The sequence below is a fragment of the Sinomicrobium pectinilyticum genome, assembly GCF_003725735.1.
Classification (GTDB): Bacteria; Bacteroidota; Bacteroidia; order Flavobacteriales; family Flavobacteriaceae; genus Sinomicrobium; species Sinomicrobium pectinilyticum.
This window is the reverse complement of sequence record NZ_RJTM01000107.1, coordinates 50,549-67,333: the sequence shown is the minus strand read 5'-3', so window position 1 is coordinate 67,333 and position 16,785 is coordinate 50,549. Positions and strand designations below refer to the sequence as shown.

Below are 16,785 nucleotides of genomic sequence, written 5' to 3'. Positions count from 1 at the left end.
GATCATCTGAAAATCACATAATCAATACCATAACCGCTGTGTTTATTCGCAGCGGTTTTTTCTTGCCCGATCCCCAGTAAAATAAGGCATTGGCAGGTTTTAAATGTGCAATTTTACATTTAACAAACATTTAACCAAATACCCTTAAACCTTGACTTACTTTTACGATCTAACTAAAAAAACCTTAAAAAGTAACTCACCCAATAATGAAAAAAATCCTATTATTACTGAGTATTTTCCTTTTGCAATACTCTTTTGCCCAGAATTCGGTCACCCTTACGGGGACGGTTGTAGATGAAGAGACGAAAGATCCCCTGGAATTTGCCACGCTCGTTTTACGAAGCCTGGACAATCCGGACGTGGTTACAGGGGGTATGACCGATGCGGACGGAAAATTCAATGTAAAGGTAAGCCCCGGAAATTACGATGTAAGTGTAGAATTTATTTCATATCGCCCTTTTACGCTTAAAAACCAATCCATAACAAGTTCCAAAGATTTCGGGGTCATCCCGCTGTCTCTTGACATCGCACAACTCGATGAAGTGGAAGTTGTGGGGGAACGAACCACTGTGGAACTGCGCCTGGACAAAAAAATATACAATATTGGTAAAGACCTTACTACACAAGGGGCTTCCGTTTCAGATGCGCTTGACAATGTACCCTCGGTAACAGTAGATGTAGATGGTACCATCGCCCTTCGTGGTAATGACAATGTACGTATCCTTATAAACGGGAAGCCTTCAGCCATGGCCGGTTTTGGAGATACCAACATCTTTCAGCAACTCCCTGCCGATGCCATTGAAAGCGTAGAAGTAATCACAAGCCCGTCGGCACGCTACGATGCCGAAGGTACTGCCGGTATTCTTAACATCATCTTGAAAAAAGATGAAATACTGGGCTTCAACGGTTCTGTTTCCCTTAGGACCGGGATACCTGAAAACCATAACATTTCTGCCAACATTAATTACAGGAGGAAAAAATTCAACATCTTTAACACTACAGGTGTCTACTACCGAAAATCTCCGGGGAATGCTTTTTATGAAAACCGTTATTTTGGTGATAGCGTAGATGTAGATCACACTTTGGAAGACAGGGACAGAGATCGCCGGTACAGGGGTATTAATACCAATCTGGGAATAGAATATTACCTCACCGAAAACTCTTCTATTACCGGTAGTGTTTTTGGCAGATTGGGCGATGACAAGAGCATTGTAGAGAATACTACCTCACGTTTTCTTAATAACGAAACAGTAAACGAAACCTCCAGGATAGAAGAGGAAGGGGAAAAAGACACCAGCATACAGTTTGCGGTGAATTATATCAATAATTTTAACAGTGAAGGACACAAATTAACCGCTGACTTCCAATACTCATATGACAAAGAAGACCGTCCTACCTTTATTGAGGAAAATTTGTTTTATCCTACCGAAGGTTTAATGGCGAGGGAACAGATTTTTCAAAAGGAAAAACAAAATGAATACCTTATTCAGGCCGATTATGTATTGCCCATGGGCGACGCTCAGTTCGAAGCCGGTTTCAGGAGTAATATGGAAAACGAAGTTACGGATTATGCACTGGAACAATACAATTTAGAAACGGGAGAATACGAGCCCAACTTGGGGCTTACCAATATTTTCGATTACACCGAAAACGTACACGCCCTTTACACACAATACGGCAACAAAACAGGAAAACTGTCCTTTTTATTGGGCCTGCGTTTAGAGAATACCATTTTAAAAGGAAAAGTAACAGGCGAAGATTCAGCTATCGACCTCCCTTACGACCCCAATTTTGACAAAAATTATCTCGGTCTCTTCCCCACTGTAAACCTAATTTATGAATTGGGCGAAGAAGAAGACCTTTCTGTGGGATATAACCGCCGTATTAACCGCCCCAGGGGCTGGTTCATCAACCCGTTTCCCTCCCGCGATAGCCGTACTAACATTTCCCAGGGAAATCCGGATTTAAACCCGGCCTTTTCTAATGCCTTTGATGTGGGCTATTTAAAAAGATGGAAAAACCTCACCTTTTCCACCTCGGTCTATTTTCAACATGAAACCGAATCGTTTGAATTTATCCAGGAAGATACCGGTTTGACCACTGAAGATGGTGTGGCTATTATTCGTTCCATCCCCATTAACCTTTCCAGTGAGGATCGTTTTGGAGGTGAGTTCAGCATCATGTACAACCCTTCAAGAAAAGTTAGGCTCAATACCAGTTTTAATATATTTAAATCTAAAACCGACGGAGAATTTAACGGTATAGACTACGGTGCTGAAAATACCAGTTGGTTTTCCAGGTTAAGTGCCAACATTACCTTACCTGCCGAAATACAATGGCAAACCACCGGCTTTTACAGAGGACCTTCTAAAACTGCCATTTCTGAAAGAAAGGGTATGTTTGGAGTTAACATGGCTGTCAGCAAAGACCTTATTAAAGACAAGGCCACAATCAACCTAAACGTAAGCGACTTGTTTAACAGCCGTAAAATGAGGTCATATACCTTTACTGATGTCTTTACTTCTGACAGTGAAAACCAGTGGAGAGAACGCCAGTTTACCCTTTCGTTCACCTACCGTTTCAACCAGCCCAATAAAAAAGAGCGCGAAAAAGGACAGGGAAGAGAAGATAACGGCGATGATGAGATGGGGGGCTTTGAAGGATAATATACATCGGTTTTACATACTTCATATTGTATAATGAAAAGCGGGAGATTCGGCGAATCTCCCGCTTTTTTATCTTATAAGGGGCAATTACTCCCCTAAAAAATGAAACTTTGTCACGGGCCCAGGAGAAAACTATACCTCAACCCCTGTGGTCCCGGATGCCGGATCGGCCGTTTCATATTCAGGGCGGAATGCTTTCATAGTGTTTTCCAGCCTGGCAATGGCCTCTTTTATCTCATCTGGATTTAATGCTGCAAATCCCATGCGGATTCCCGGGTAAGGCGGGTCTATATCGTCTTCTTCATCTCCGCAATAGCCCCCCAGTTTCAATCCGTACCTGGCTGCTTCTGCCTTTACCTCATCCCAGTTAAGCCCTCCCCGGAGTTTTACCCATACGGCCATTCCTCCTTCCGGCACCTCGAAATGAAAATAGTCTCCCAGTTTTTCACGTAAAAGGGAGCAGAACAGGTCTCTTCGTTCATGGTACACTTTCAGCGCTTTTTTACTATGCCGCTGTATTTCCCCATCACGGATCATATGGGCCAGGGTAAGTTCCAGGAGCGGATCGCCCTGCCTGTCTATAACTCTACGAAGCCGTGCAGCCTCGTCTGTAAAGTCCTCAGGAGCTACCATATACCCGACCCGGATAGCGGGGGCCACAATTTTACACAAAGCCCCGATGTATACTACATTGCCTTCCGCATCACTGCTGGCCAGGGGTAATATCGGAGCATTGCTGTAGTGAAAATCATAATCGTAGTCGTCTTCTATTATGGCAAAATTGTATTTCTGGGAAAGTTCCAGCAGGTGCATCCTCCTATGTGCGGAAAGGGTAACCGTAGTAGGATGATGATGATGTGAAGTAACATAAACGGCACGGATTTTCTCCGTCTTGCACAGTCGTTCCACATCATCGGTCACAATTCCGCATTCGTCCACCCTGACCCGTTTCAGTGTCCCCCCCGATTCGATAAATACCTTATTTGCCGATCGGTAGTTCGTCTCCCCTACTGCTACATTTCCACCACCTGTCAGCAATAATTGAGAGGACAGGTAGATTCCCATCTGACTGCCCCGCGTAATCAGTATGTTTTCCGGGGAGGTACTTAGTCCTCTCGTATCGTTAAGATAATCGGCAAGTGCTTCCCTCAATTCCATATTACCGTATACCGATCCGTAGGAAAGGTGTTTACGGTTATATGATTTCTTCACTACATTCCTGTATTCCCTGGCGATCTCCTCGATAGGAGCTATCCGGCTGTCCGGTACCCCGTCGTTAAATGCTATAATACCTTCTCCCGGAAATTCGGCATCCCTGCTTTTTAAATGCCCCCTGTGCACAAACGGAAAACCGGATTTCTTTTTAGCTTTTTGTACTTCCTCCTTCCATGTTGTTTCCGGAAGAGCCCTTTGTTCTATAATAGGAAGCGAACTGTTTACAAAAGTTCCTTTGGCCGGACAGGCTTCGGTCCACCCCTGCGCCATTAATTCATCATATGCAGCTATAACGGTTTTCCTGTGAATGTCAAGCGTGTCCGACATCCACCTCGTTCCCGGTAATTTCGTGGAAGGAAGTAAAACCCCGCCCTTTATCAGTTGAATGACCTGGTTACACAACTGAATGTACAATGGTGTACAGGCTTTTTTATCTAATCGTATAATCGTTTTGTAAGGAATCATAACCGGACTACTTTATATATTAAAACCGGACCACTAAAACACCCCATAAAACTATTACTTTTGCTTGTATAAATCAACATATGATATCAAAATCCTTAACCAAAACATCTTTTAAAGGGCAAAACCATGAGCAAAGTACACGAATATAAACTTGTCGTAACATGGACGGGAAACAAAGGCACCGGGACCAGTAATTACCGGGCCTATGACCGTAACCATACCATCACCACGGATGGGAAAGCAGATATTCTGGGTTCTTCAGACCCTTCTTTCCGGGGAGATAAGACCAGGCACAACCCGGAAGAACTGCTTGTAGCTGCGGTATCATCCTGCCATATGCTCTCCTTCCTTCATATGTGTGCCCGGGCCGGGGTAATCGTTACGGACTACGAGGACGGGGCAACAGGCTTTATGGAAGAAACGGCAGATGGCGGCGGGCATTTTACCAAGGTAATTCTCCATCCGAAAGTAACGGTACGGGAGGAATCCATGAAAGATAAACTGGATGCCCTGCACCACCAGGCTTCCGAACTGTGTTTTATAGCGAATTCATGTAATTTTCCCATTTATCACGAGCCTGTTGGTATCGTTCAGGAGAAGGCGAAATAACAAATATATCTTCAATCAAAAAATGACACGTTATGCCGGATTATGAAATTTCCGCTTTAAACAAAGTGACCCGGGGCCCAAAACGGGCTTCTTATGACCAGGAAGAAATAAACGGTATTCTCGATGCCGGATTCTTATGCCATATTGCTTACACCTGGAACGAAAAGGCCATTGTTATCCCTACCGCTTACGGACGGGACGGGGATAAACTATATATACATGGTTCGTTAAAAAACCGGATGATGTCCTGTCTCCTGGAAGCAGGAGAAGCCTGTGTGTCCGTAACGCACCTGGATGGACTTGTACTGGCCAGGTCTGCGTTTCATCATTCGGCCAATTACCGGTCGGTAAACATCTTCGGCAGTGTAAAATCCATAGAAGATGATCATGAAAAGATGCACGCGCTCCGTTGTATTATAAACCATATGGTCCCGGACCACTGGGAATATGTACGGCAGCCTAATGATAAAGAACTCCGTGCCACGCTGGTTATAGAGATAAAAATCGACTCAGCTTCTGCAAAAATACGTACAGGAGATGTCGTTGACGAAAAAGAAGACCTGCAACTGCCTGTATGGGCAGGAATAGTTCCGATATCCGAAACAATCGGGGCTCCCGTGAGTGATCCGCTACTGGAGGGAAATATCCCGGTACCGGAATCGGTTAAAAATTATGTACAAAAATCAAATCTTAAAAACAAATAGCCATGTCCACATCCGCACCATGCCAATGCTGCACAGCAAACTATCAGGGAGAAAACCAATATGGTTTTTCCGCATTTATAGAAAAGCATCTTTCCGGGACAACCCCGGAAAGTATATCGTCGCTACGGCCGGAATACCTGGCGTATAGCAAATAACAAAGAAACAGGCCCGGAATACCACCGGGCCTGTAGATAAAAAAGTGTAGCTTAAGCAGGTTAATATACTGTAACTTCAGCCATTGCGGCAAACTGAAGTCCGTCATAAGCCGATTTCATGACCAGTTTAAAATACCGGAAAGATTGGCTTTCCGGCAGGTCTATATTCTGTGGTGCAGCGGTTTCTTCCAGCACATGATCTCCGAGGCTTTCCCAGTTTGTATTGTCATTACTTACCAGTATTTCCAGGTCCTTTACTTTTCGCTGGCCGTCGCGTTGTGTTAAGGTAAAACCATTCACCGCAGTAGCTCCTTTCATGTCCACACTCACATGATGCGGATATTCCGCCGCGTTATCACCGGACCACTGCGAATGCCAGTATGTTGCGGGGTCACCGTCAATAATATTTGAAGCCCTACCGTTTTCCCCGCTCGTTTCCTGGGAACTGTAATCTGTTATCAGCCATCGGCTTTCCCAGTCCGGGTCGTCGGTCAGTTCCGTCAGGTCTTCTTCCGGTTCCGACAAGTTTAATGCCGCGATTTCGTCATAAACGGAGGTGCTTACTTTCAATCCCCATTTCTGAAAAAAATCACCCAGGTCATTGCCGGATATTTCACAGGCTTTCAGCATAAAATAACGCATTTCGGCTTCCGTGCTTCCCGGGTTTGGCTGTTCTTCCCTGGTTTGTTTATGCAACTGCTGAAAAAAAGTATCACCATACGCAAGCCATAGTTGCTGAAACATACCGAGACGTACAAATAAACTTGCTGCAGCACTGTTAAAATCCCTTTCTTCATCGGGCAGCGCAAGATAATCGGCTACGGCATACCACACGCCGTCCCTGACCATCCGTGAAGGCGTTACACCCATTGCTCTTTCTGCCGCAAGAGAATAAATATTCACGGTTACTTCACCCAATCCGTCCCACGTCCAGGCTCCCTGCTGGTGCATGTGTCCCAATTCGTGCCAGGGGCCCCAGCCGTCGTTACCCAATCCGTCCACCGTAAGAATATGGTTTACCACATCCCGATGGTACCAGGTCCGGTACCATGTGGCAGCCATAAAAGTATCTTCCATATCGGTCTCCGTCATCAGTAACCGATGGGTATTCCGTTGGTGTTCCGGTGCGGAACCGTCCTGGCCGCTGATAGCTGCTTCGGCATCCAGTATCTGTTCAGCAGTGGTAAGTAACTGGTTCTGATCTTCATCGCGGTATTGAAGGGCCTTATCCATAGAGGCCACTATAATGGCTTTGTCACTGACCAGCAATACATCAGGGGCATCTGTCCAGGTGTCGAGCATGGTTTGCCATTGCCCGTTGGTCGTTTCTCCGTGTACAAAATACGGCATGGGCTGATGTCCGTCCATAAATTCGATACGAACCTGCCCGGAAGCGATATTACCTTCACCGGTATTGTACCGTATGTACATAATGCCTCCGTATTCATCGCCGGGAACCGTATTGATGCCATCGGTCAGTGCTATTTCCGTCGGGTTCCACTTGGCTTCGTACCTCGAATACGAACCTATGAGCAATACGGGAGTGCCGCTTCCCGGTTCTAACTGGTCTACCTTTACAACAAGTTCGGTATTCGGAGGGAGATAAAAACCCGTAGGCGTGAAATCGGAAGCGGGATTGGACTGACCGAGCCTTGCTGCTTCCTGTGTACCGGAAGGCGTCTCGTTGAATTCCAGGATTTCTTCGACAATTATTTCATCATCGCCGGGAACGGAAGGTCCTTCCGGATCTGTTTCGGATGGTACACCGCAGGAAAATACTCCCCCTGCAAAGACCAGGAGCAGTATAACCAGGTTAAGATTCACATAAGAATGTTTCATAAGTATTTGGATTTATGGTTAATAAATAAGTTTCAGGGTTAATACAAGATGTATGACTTTTTTCAGTAATACACCCCGATTTCCGCCAGTGCGGCAAATTGTTCACCGTCGTGAGAGGATTTGGCCGTAAACCGGAAATAGCGGAAATTCGTTTCTTCTGCCAGTTCGATAACCTGTTCATAAGTATCTTCCAGGTCTCCCTGTATCACAGTTTCCCAGGAGGCGTTATCATTGCTTACTTCTATTTCATATGCTTTAACAGCCCGTTTTCCTACCCGCTGGTGTATTACGAATCCTTTTGCAGATAATTCTTCTCCCGTATCAATGACGAGATAATGCGGGTAGCCTGCCGTATCCGTATTCCACCTGGAATGCCAGTAGGTCTGTGGGCTACCGTCCAGAATGTTAATGGCTGCCCCGTCTTCGTTAACCGTTTCTTCGGAACTGAAGCCCGTTACCTGCCAGTTACTTTTATCGTAAACATCCTGCTGTCCTATGCTGATATCTATATCGGGAATATCGGATTGAAAGGCATAATTGAAATCTGTCCAGGTATTGTTCCCGTTTTCGTGGTGCAGGATAATGCTGAACGTATATTCGTTGTTTTCTTTTTCCTTGAATTCGGATACCGGCATACGGATGGAAAAGCTGTTATCTGTCAATGGTTCACCTACCCAGGTAACGGCGCGGTATCCCCCGGGATCAGTTCCCGGTTTGTGGTAATAGGTAATATCGGTCACCGGGATATCGGTCACATAAGAACCAGAAACAATAATATCCCCGTCTTCGTAATAGGCCCGTAATGCGTTTACATGAGCATTCGTATCCGTATAAAACATTTTATTTTCCTTGGAAAAAACCTGGCAGTTATTCACTATAGCCCCACTTGAATGCGCCAAAAACGTAGGACTGATACCAAAAGTGGAATTCCCGGGGCCCATGAGGGAGGTGCCGTAATCGCTACTTTCGGATTCGGTTAATGTAGACCCGCAATGCGGCAGGTTAAGGCCATGCCCCATTTCGTGGTACAGTCCGCCTATCCACACGGTAGCTTTCCACCCCACATCTCCCCCGGTTCCGAGGTTATCATAACACATCCCGGGATAATCAAGCGCGTAGGCATCCCGTCCGATACCGTAAAAGGGTACGCCGACTTCCATTTCCTCTCCTTCGTCCAGTTTTTCATTTACCGCACAGATGATCAGGTTGTGATCGCTGGCCTTTTCTTCCGGGTGCTCGGCAAAATAGGCATCTATTTCTTCTTTTACTGCCGATGCCCCTCCCTCGTAAGGGTAGTTTTCGGAACTCTTTTCTCCCTGAATAAGATGAATTTTTACCCGTTGCTTAATCTCGTCCTTCAGCAATCCGAAGGTTTTATTGCCATAACCCCAGTGTTGCATCCAGTCGGCAAAAAATTGTTGTCCCTCCAGCATTATTTTACTGATCCTCTCTTCATAATCCTCGTTGACCTGCCTGTCATTGGACACAAAGTATATGACATTGAGGTTATAGGCATAATCGGATGTATAATTTACCTCATCGGGATTATCCGGAGTTTCCGGCACAGTATCGTCCGGTACACAAGCATAAAACAACACCATAGCCATGAGGGCCATCATTCTCAAAATAATTTTTCTTTTCATTTTTATAAAGTTTAGTGGTTAAATTCAGTATTTATATCGGCCAGGATGGGGGGTATCACAATCTCCTCCTACATTAAAACTGCCCCTGCCTTCAGACAGGGGACAGCCTGTCAACTAACTAACTCTGTCAACCGGTTCCGGTCAACTCAAATCGGACTTTATGTTTTGTCTCCCGGCTTTTTATTGAATATTTCACTATATCAAACCATTATTGTCAATATCCCGGGTTTTGTTCCAGTACACCTTCGGACAGATCCATTTGCGATTGCGGTACGGGCATGAGGTATAATTTATCTTCCCATACCCGGTCCTGTGCAATAGTGTTCTTCAGGTTTTTGATATTCTTCATCACTACCGGGGCGATCTGCCATCTGCGGATATCCATATACCGATGACCTTCCAGGGCAAGCTCTACTCTTCTTTCATTGCGGATCACTTCCCGCAATTTCTCCTGGGTGTTATATAAATTCCTGTCTACAGAAGGCATGCCCGCTCTTTCCCGTATATCGTCCAGGACATCATAAATACCGGTATCGGGACCGCTCAGTTCATTTTTGGCTTCGGCATAGGTCAGCAGGACTTCGGCATAGCGCAGGAGAATAACATTGGCGTAGTTCCCTATATTTTCCCGGTATATCTTCGGATCGACAAGTTTCCGGAAGTTATAACCGGTCTGCGACATATTGGAAGCCCCTTGTACCCATTCGAATACAAATCCGTCTTCTATGGCATTCCACGGTGCCCCGGGAAACATTACAGTTGCGTACAGGCGCGGGTCCCGGTTGCGGAACTCTTCTTCAAAGGCAGGATCTCCGCTGTTGTACCATTCAGCCCTTTGTTCCGGTGCGGGAAGGATTACTGGTTCTCCTGTCTTATAACTGTTGTAGCTGTTTACCAGTTCCTGTGTGGGGGTTACGGAACTCCATCCGCCGATAGTACCGGGAGGCAGATAGGTGTTGAGAAAATTATCATCGATCTGGGCTATACGTTGCCTGTCCAGGATCACTTCGCTATTTCCTTCATATTCTTCGTGAAATAATGTCTCATAACTGCGTAAGCCCAGCCTGAAGTTCTGCTTGTCCTGTTCATCGTCGAAGTCAACCCAATGACTGTAGTTATCTTCCAGGTTAATATCGCTTTCGGCATCCAGTTTAAAGAGGTCGTATATCCCCAGGTCCATTACTTTTTGGGCGGCATCCACAGCTTCCTGCCATTGCCCTTCGTAAAGATGGGCCCTTGCTTTAAGGGCTAGGGCTGCCCCACGGGTGATCCTGCCTTTTTCATGGGGTTTTCCTCCCGGATAAGTTACCGGGAGTATTTCCGCAATGTCTTCCAGTTCCGTTACAATGAAATCCAGTACTTCTTCTCTCGGGGTACGGGGAATATCCACTTCATTTATTTCGAGCGTACGGGTCACCAGGGGAACGGCTCCGAATTTACACATCATCCGGAAATAGGAATAAGCCCGTACAAAACGCACTTCTGCCTTGTACCTGTTAAGCAGGTCCGGGTCCGCATTTTCCACGGCATCCGCATTTTCCAGGAAATAGTTACAGCGACGCTTGTCTTCATATCCCCAGCCTGCATCATCTGCGGTAATTATACTTCCTGCCGAGATTACCGTGGCTTTACTTTCCCAGGGGTATTGCGCATGTGCATTATCGGAAGAACCGTCGTCATAGATAAATCCCTCGGCGGGCAACTGGCTGTAGATACCGTTTACAGCCTTGTACAGGTCTTCTTCCGTTTTCCAGAATGTTTCTTCGGAAACGTCATCCAGCGGCGGTCTTTCCAGGAAATCATCGGAACAGGATACGGTAAACATTAGAAGTGCCGTACATGTATATAGAATTGTCTTTCTCATTTTTTTATACTTTATACCATTAACAAGGGGTTAAAACCTGAAATTGAATCCGAGGGAAAAGGTCTTTATCCCGGGATAACCTCCCCGGCCCGATCCCAGTTCCGGATCGTAATCAGCCAGGCGTTTGTCGGCCATGAACGTAAGCGGGTTGTTGGAAGTGCCGTATACGCGCAGCATGGTCATCCCCAGTTTTTTGCTGATCTCCTCCGGAAAAGTATACCCGAGGGTAATGGAACGTACCCGGAAATAAGCAGCATTGAATAACCAGAAGGAGGATATATTTTCGTAATTATGTGTTCCGTCCTGTGACAGTAACAACCGTGGAAAGTCTGCATCCGGATCCGGATTGGCTTCTGTCCACCTGTTTTTCAGTTCTTCTTTTATCCCCGCACCGTTAAAGAAAGGGAAAGAGGCTTCATTGGCCAGGTAGGTCTTTACTTTACCGACCCCATAGGTAAGTACCTCAAAACTGATCCCTTTGTATTCGGCACTCAGGTTAAAACCGTAATTGAACCACGGAACATCGTTACCGATAACCACACGGTCCTGTTCATTGATCATCCCGTCACCATTCACATCCCTGTATTTAATATCTCCGGGAGCAGTCGCGGCCGACTGGTACGCGTGATTTTCCACATCTGCAACATCCCTGAAAAGGCCATCGGCCCGATAACCGTAAAAATCACCTACGGACCCACCTACTCTTTCTATCCAGTAGCTGTTTATCCTTTCTTCGACACCCTGCCCCAGGTTCAGTATCTCGTTATCTATGGAGGAAAGGTTTCCGCCGATAGTAAACCGGAAATCCTCTCCTATCCTGTCGGAATAATTGACCGCAAGTTCAAAACCTCTGTTCCTGATTTCGGCAGCATTGACATAAGGAATGCCGCTATTCGGAAATCCGTAAGTACTCAAGACGGGTAATTGTGTGAGTATACCTTCGGTTCTTTTAACATAGTAATCGGTTACAATATTTACCCTGTTACCAAAGAGGTTAATATCTAGCCCTATATCCAGCATTTTCACCTTTTCCCAGGTGGCTGAAATATTAGAACCCCGGCCCTGCCAGGCCCCGCCTTGTGCGGTATCTTCGAAATTATAGGAATAATCAAGGTTCAGCACATCGAAATAGTTACCTATCGTAACGACATTCTGGTTCCCCAACGAACCCCAGGACCCACGGATTTTCAGGTGATCGAGCCAGGAAATGTTTTCCATAAAGGATTCCTTCGAAACAATCCACCCGGCAGAGAAAGACGGGAATACGGCCCGCCTGTGATCGGGATGAAAACGGGAAGAATAATCTATCCGTGTATTGGCTTCCAGCAGGTATTTATCGGCAAACGTGTAATTGAGCCTTCCGAAAAAGGAACGCATGGCCCATTCTTCCTGGTTGCTCCTGTTGGCCTGTCCGTCGTTGTCAGAACTTATGTCTTCCGAATTCCCGGAGCCACTGCCTACGGTTTCCATATCGTTGTTGGGGAAATTTTTCCTCCCGATGAAAGCAGTCCTGAAAACATTGCTTTCCTGGCTGGCACCAACGGTGATCTTCGCAAAGTGTTGCTCTCCGAAACGGCGTTCGTAATCTACAGTTCCCTGGATGAGGAATTCCTGTCTTTTTCTCCAGTATTCCGTCATTTCATTAGGTGTTACCCTCGTGGAGTTCATTATATCCCCGGTGAGGAAATTGTTTATGGGATCTATGGTACTGTTAAAAGACCAGGAATTGGAATTGGTATATTTGAGAGAGGTAAGTCCATTAATGGTCAGTCCTTCCAGGGGAGTAAGCGTTGCATTTGTGGCGAGCTGCAGGTAATTGTCCCTGTCCCAGCCGCTACCTCCTTCTTCCAGTATGCGTAACTGGTTGCGTTGTGCCGTTTGTGCATTGGCAACCCCTCCGTCTATGGAGCCCCACTCTCCGTTGGACTGGCGTACTACCGATGTAGGAAGGGAGCGATTGAGCTCTGTCCAGCTCATGTTTCCACCGTCACGATCAAAATCCTGTTTGATAAAAGAGAAATTTGTGGCGACTTTCAACAAGTTCTCTACGATATGGCTTTCGGTATTGAGTTTGGCAACGATACGGTCCTGTTTTTTACCCGGTATCAGGGATTCCTGGTCAAAATATGTAAGGCCCAGGTAGTAATTGGTAATTTTCCCCGGTGCACTGATATTAAGACTGGCTTCCCTTTGCGGCGCTGCCGAGTGCAGTACGGTCTTATACCAGTCCGTATTGGGATACAGGTCCGGCTCGGAACCATCTGCAAACTTTCTTATCTGGTCTTCGGTATAAAGCGGGTCCCTTCCCTTATTGCCCAATGCTTCATTATACAAAGCAGCATAGTCCGCAGAATTTACATAATCGGGTAACCTGGTAGCGGATTGCCATCCGTAGCTGGTATTGAACTGTACAGTGGCCTTTTCCCCTCCTCCGCGGTTGGTCGTAACCACAATGACCCCGTTTGCTGCGCGTGAACCGTAAAGAGCGGCAGAAGAAGCATCTTTAAGCACCGACATACTTGCTATATCATTGGCATTCAACGATGCAAATTCCTGTGATGTTGCAGGGATTCCGTCTATGACATACATAGGACCGGGAGAACCGAGGTTACTGCGTCCCCTTATGGTTATCCCCCCGGTATTACCGCTTGTTCCGTCGGAATTACGCCCCACATCCCCGGGGCGTTGCAGTATGGTTACCCCCGGGGCTATTCCCTGAAGGGCATTTTGCGTGGAGGCTACGGGACGGTTAGCCAGTTTTTCGCTGCTTACGGAAACTACAGCACCCGTAAGGTTTTCCTTTTTCTGTGTTCCGTATGCCACTACGATAACCTCATCTAGTTCGGAAACGTCTTCTTTCAGAACCACATCTATCGCAGTAAGGCCGTTTACAGGGACTTCTTTTGTTACAAACCCAATATAGCTAAAGGATAAAACAGCATTTGTCCCCGAGACCAAAAGTTCGTAATTCCCGTCAAAATCGGTCGCCGTTCCGTTCTGTGTGCCCTTCTCCATGACGGTTACACCTGGCAGAACATTTCCATTCCCGTCCTTCACTATACCACTTATCTGTATTTGCCGGATTTCTGCTGTTCCTTGGCCATCCGTCTTTTCTTTTGTTTCCTTAACGGTGAGAAATATTTGTTTTTTTACAATATTATATGCGGTTCCGGTATTTCCGAAAATGCGGTCCAGCACCGAGGTGATCTCTTCTTCCTCGGCTTTGACGGATACTTTTCGTTCCAGGTCCACATCCCTGGTCTTGTACACAAAATGGTAATCGCTCTTACTTTCTATAACATCTATCAGACGTGCTATAGTGATGTTATGCATGTCCAGGGATATCCTGGATTTTTGGGAATAGGAAGTATTTGCCTGTGCTGTCAACAATACAATACTCAAGAGTATGGTACTGATCTTCGTTTTTGTTTTAAATTTGACATACAGCATCCACCCCTTCCTTCCGGAAAGAAATTTTTTCATACTTTTAAACGTGTTTAAGTGTGGTTAAATTTTGATTTAATCACCATTTTCAAATCGGGAAATGGTCCGACATTTTCCGATTTTTTGTTGATGATCCTGCCTGCACGGCATTAGTGCCATGAATAATAGCTACTGGCTTACTGATCGTTTCATAGGTATTTGAATTTTAAGTGTTAGTTTATTATTATGTTGTCTCCTTCTACCGTATACCGGATGCCATAAGTCATCTTAAAATATTCCAGTACTTCCTCCACAGGTTCCCGGTCGAAACTGGCATTGAACTCTTCCCCCGCCAAAGTTCTGTTTTTCATAGTTATATCGACATTATATTGTCTTTCAAGCTTTTTGAGAATATTTTCAAATGTCATATTCCGGAAAACCAGTTCCCCGCCTATCCACGAAGTGTAAACCGAAGTTTCCACCGCACTTATCTCTATATTTTTGTCATTCCGGTGAAAACTTCCTTTATGGCCGGGGGTGAGCATAATCCCTTTCTCCGTATGCCGTATATCTTCATACATACCTACCGACCCTTCCACCAATACCACATCGGTGAGATCATCTTCCGGGTAGGCAGAGATATTGAAACGGGTACCGAATACTTTTACATTTAATTCTTTCGTATTTACTACAAAAGAATGTTCTTTATCTTCGGCCACTTCAAAAAATGCTTCTCCGGTGAGCTCTACTTCTCTCCTGCCTTCACCGGGAAAATTTTCCGGATATTTCAGGGAACTGCCCGAATTCAGATATACTACAGTGCCGTCCGAGAGTTCCACATCAAAGCGTTTTCCGTAAGGAACTTTTAAAGTGTTATAGGAAATATGCTTTTCGCTCTTCCCGTTTGCGACGTAGGAAATCCGGTTTTTATCCTGTTTCCCCACTACATCACCGGAAGCGTTGTGTACTTCCCCGGAACCTTCGGATTTTATAACTTTTATTTGCCCGTTATCCAACTCAAGGGTAATTTCCTCGCGGACCTCAATCACCCCGTCTTTTTTTAACAGGGAACTTCCGAAGAAAAGACTACCTGCGGAGATCAGGACCACGGCCATTGCTGCGGCCATATAATATTTTCTCCGCACCTGTTTTCCCGCTTTCCGTCTCTCTATGACTTCAGCGTTTTTCCGTATCCGGTTGTAAACATGATCGGCAGCACTTTCTTCCATCCGCGGACTTTCCCTAAGCAGGGCCAATACTTCGTCAACCGAAGGTATTCCTTCCGAATGTTTATGTGTTTTTAAATACGCTACGATCTCTGCGATCTCCTCCGGCGAACATTGTCCCAAAGAATATTTTTTAAAGAGTCCGCGTATATTCTTATGATCTTTCATTAAAAATGTTTTCGAGCATATTCTGTATATATAATACAGTTGACAATTCCGTTGGTACTATTCCGAAACGGATTTTTTTTCTTTTTATGAAGATTTGATATTCCGGTTGCTGTTCCGTCAGTGGAAAAATGTCAGGGATAGAGACGAAAATCACAGGTTCCCCAGGAGAAAGGCTGCAATTATAAAAGTGACATCGCTATGTGAAAAAAGAAAATTCCGGATGGTTTCCAATGCGCTGCTCATCTGGTTTTTTACCGTGCTTATGGAAATCCCCAGCTCACTGCTTATCTCTTCGTAACTCTTGCCTTCTTTTCTGGACAATTCGAAAATACGTCTTCTTTTAGGCGGGAGTTTTGCTATGGCCTGTAGCCTGATCTTCTCATAATAGGCATCATCGATCCTGTTTTCTGCGTGGTTATAGGTTTCTCCCCTGCCATAGAATATTTCTTCCCGGAGCTTACCGTCATTTGCCGCCTTATGCAGAAAGTTAATGGCGAGATTCCGGGTTATGGTGAATACGTAGGCCCGGAAGGACAGGTCGGGATTCAGGTTTTCCCTGTTCAGCCATATTTTTAGAAAAACATCCTGGACAATCTCTTCGGCATACACGTCATACTTCAATATACTTTTGCCATATGCATACACATCCTGGCTATAACTGTCAAAGAGATCCCGGAACGCTTTTTCATTATGTCTCATCAGTTCTTTCACCAGTAATTTCTCCCTGTTGTTCTCTCTTGTATGCATGGACTTTACATTTCTAACATTAAGGTTGTTACCACTTTATACCGCTAAAAAAACGACCGCT

General features: G+C 45.5%; 11 protein-coding genes. 4 read left to right on the top strand and 7 right to left on the bottom strand.

Translation table 11 applies throughout. From position 1 onward, the window contains the following. Positions 1-206 precede the first annotated feature (206 nt). On the top strand, positions 207-2,666 hold the full coding sequence (locus ED312_RS15655; protein WP_123216959.1) for a TonB-dependent receptor domain-containing protein: 2,460 nt from the start codon (positions 207-209) through the stop codon (positions 2,664-2,666). 132 nt (positions 2,667-2,798) lie between these two features. Here the strand turns inward: ED312_RS15655 and pdxR are convergent, their stop codons facing one another. After that, positions 2,799-4,346, bottom strand: coding sequence for a MocR-like pyridoxine biosynthesis transcription factor PdxR (pdxR, locus tag ED312_RS15650; protein WP_123216958.1), 1,548 nt, complete (start codon positions 4,344-4,346; stop codon positions 2,799-2,801). 126 nt (positions 4,347-4,472) lie between these two features. Between pdxR and ED312_RS15645 the strand changes: the two genes are divergently transcribed. From ED312_RS15645 to ED312_RS23835, 3 genes are read left to right on the top strand one after another with little or no spacing between them, the layout of a single operon-like run. Then, positions 4,473-4,955, top strand: a complete 483-nt coding sequence (locus ED312_RS15645; protein ID WP_123216957.1) for an OsmC family protein — start codon at positions 4,473-4,475, stop codon at positions 4,953-4,955. 32 nt (positions 4,956-4,987) lie between these two features. Beyond that, positions 4,988-5,659, top strand: coding sequence for a pyridoxamine 5'-phosphate oxidase family protein (locus ED312_RS15640; RefSeq protein WP_123216956.1), 672 nt, complete (start codon positions 4,988-4,990; stop codon positions 5,657-5,659). 2 nt (positions 5,660-5,661) lie between these two features. Beyond that, on the top strand, positions 5,662-5,814 hold the full coding sequence (locus tag ED312_RS23835; protein WP_170164537.1) for a hypothetical protein: 153 nt from the start codon (positions 5,662-5,664) through the stop codon (positions 5,812-5,814). Between the two features lie 60 nt (positions 5,815-5,874). Here the strand turns inward: ED312_RS23835 and ED312_RS15635 are convergent, their stop codons facing one another. The 6 genes from ED312_RS15635 to ED312_RS15610 all read right to left on the bottom strand — a co-directional run bounded on the left by ED312_RS15635 (position 5,875) and on the right by ED312_RS15610 (position 16,724). Next, positions 5,875-7,653, bottom strand: a complete 1,779-nt coding sequence (locus ED312_RS15635; RefSeq protein WP_123216955.1) for a M60 family metallopeptidase — start codon at positions 7,651-7,653, stop codon at positions 5,875-5,877. Between the two features lie 62 nt (positions 7,654-7,715). Further along, positions 7,716-9,296, bottom strand: coding sequence for a discoidin domain-containing protein (locus ED312_RS15630; protein WP_123216954.1), 1,581 nt, complete (start codon positions 9,294-9,296; stop codon positions 7,716-7,718). Between the two features lie 214 nt (positions 9,297-9,510). Continuing rightward, positions 9,511-11,160 carry a RagB/SusD family nutrient uptake outer membrane protein gene (locus tag ED312_RS15625; protein ID WP_123216953.1) on the bottom strand — a complete coding sequence of 550 codons (1,650 nt, stop codon included), beginning with the start codon at positions 11,158-11,160 and terminating at the stop codon, positions 9,511-9,513. 30 nt (positions 11,161-11,190) lie between these two features. Then, complete coding sequence (locus tag ED312_RS15620; protein WP_123216952.1) at positions 11,191-14,643, bottom strand: TonB-dependent receptor; 3,453 nt, start codon at positions 14,641-14,643, stop codon at positions 11,191-11,193. Between the two features lie 173 nt (positions 14,644-14,816). Then, positions 14,817-15,977, bottom strand: coding sequence for a FecR family protein (locus ED312_RS15615; protein ID WP_123216951.1), 1,161 nt, complete (start codon positions 15,975-15,977; stop codon positions 14,817-14,819). Positions 15,978-16,127: 150 nt separating this feature from the next. After that, positions 16,128-16,724, bottom strand: a complete 597-nt coding sequence (locus ED312_RS15610) for an RNA polymerase sigma-70 factor (RefSeq protein WP_123216950.1) — start codon at positions 16,722-16,724, stop codon at positions 16,128-16,130. Positions 16,725-16,785: the final 61 nt, after the last annotated feature.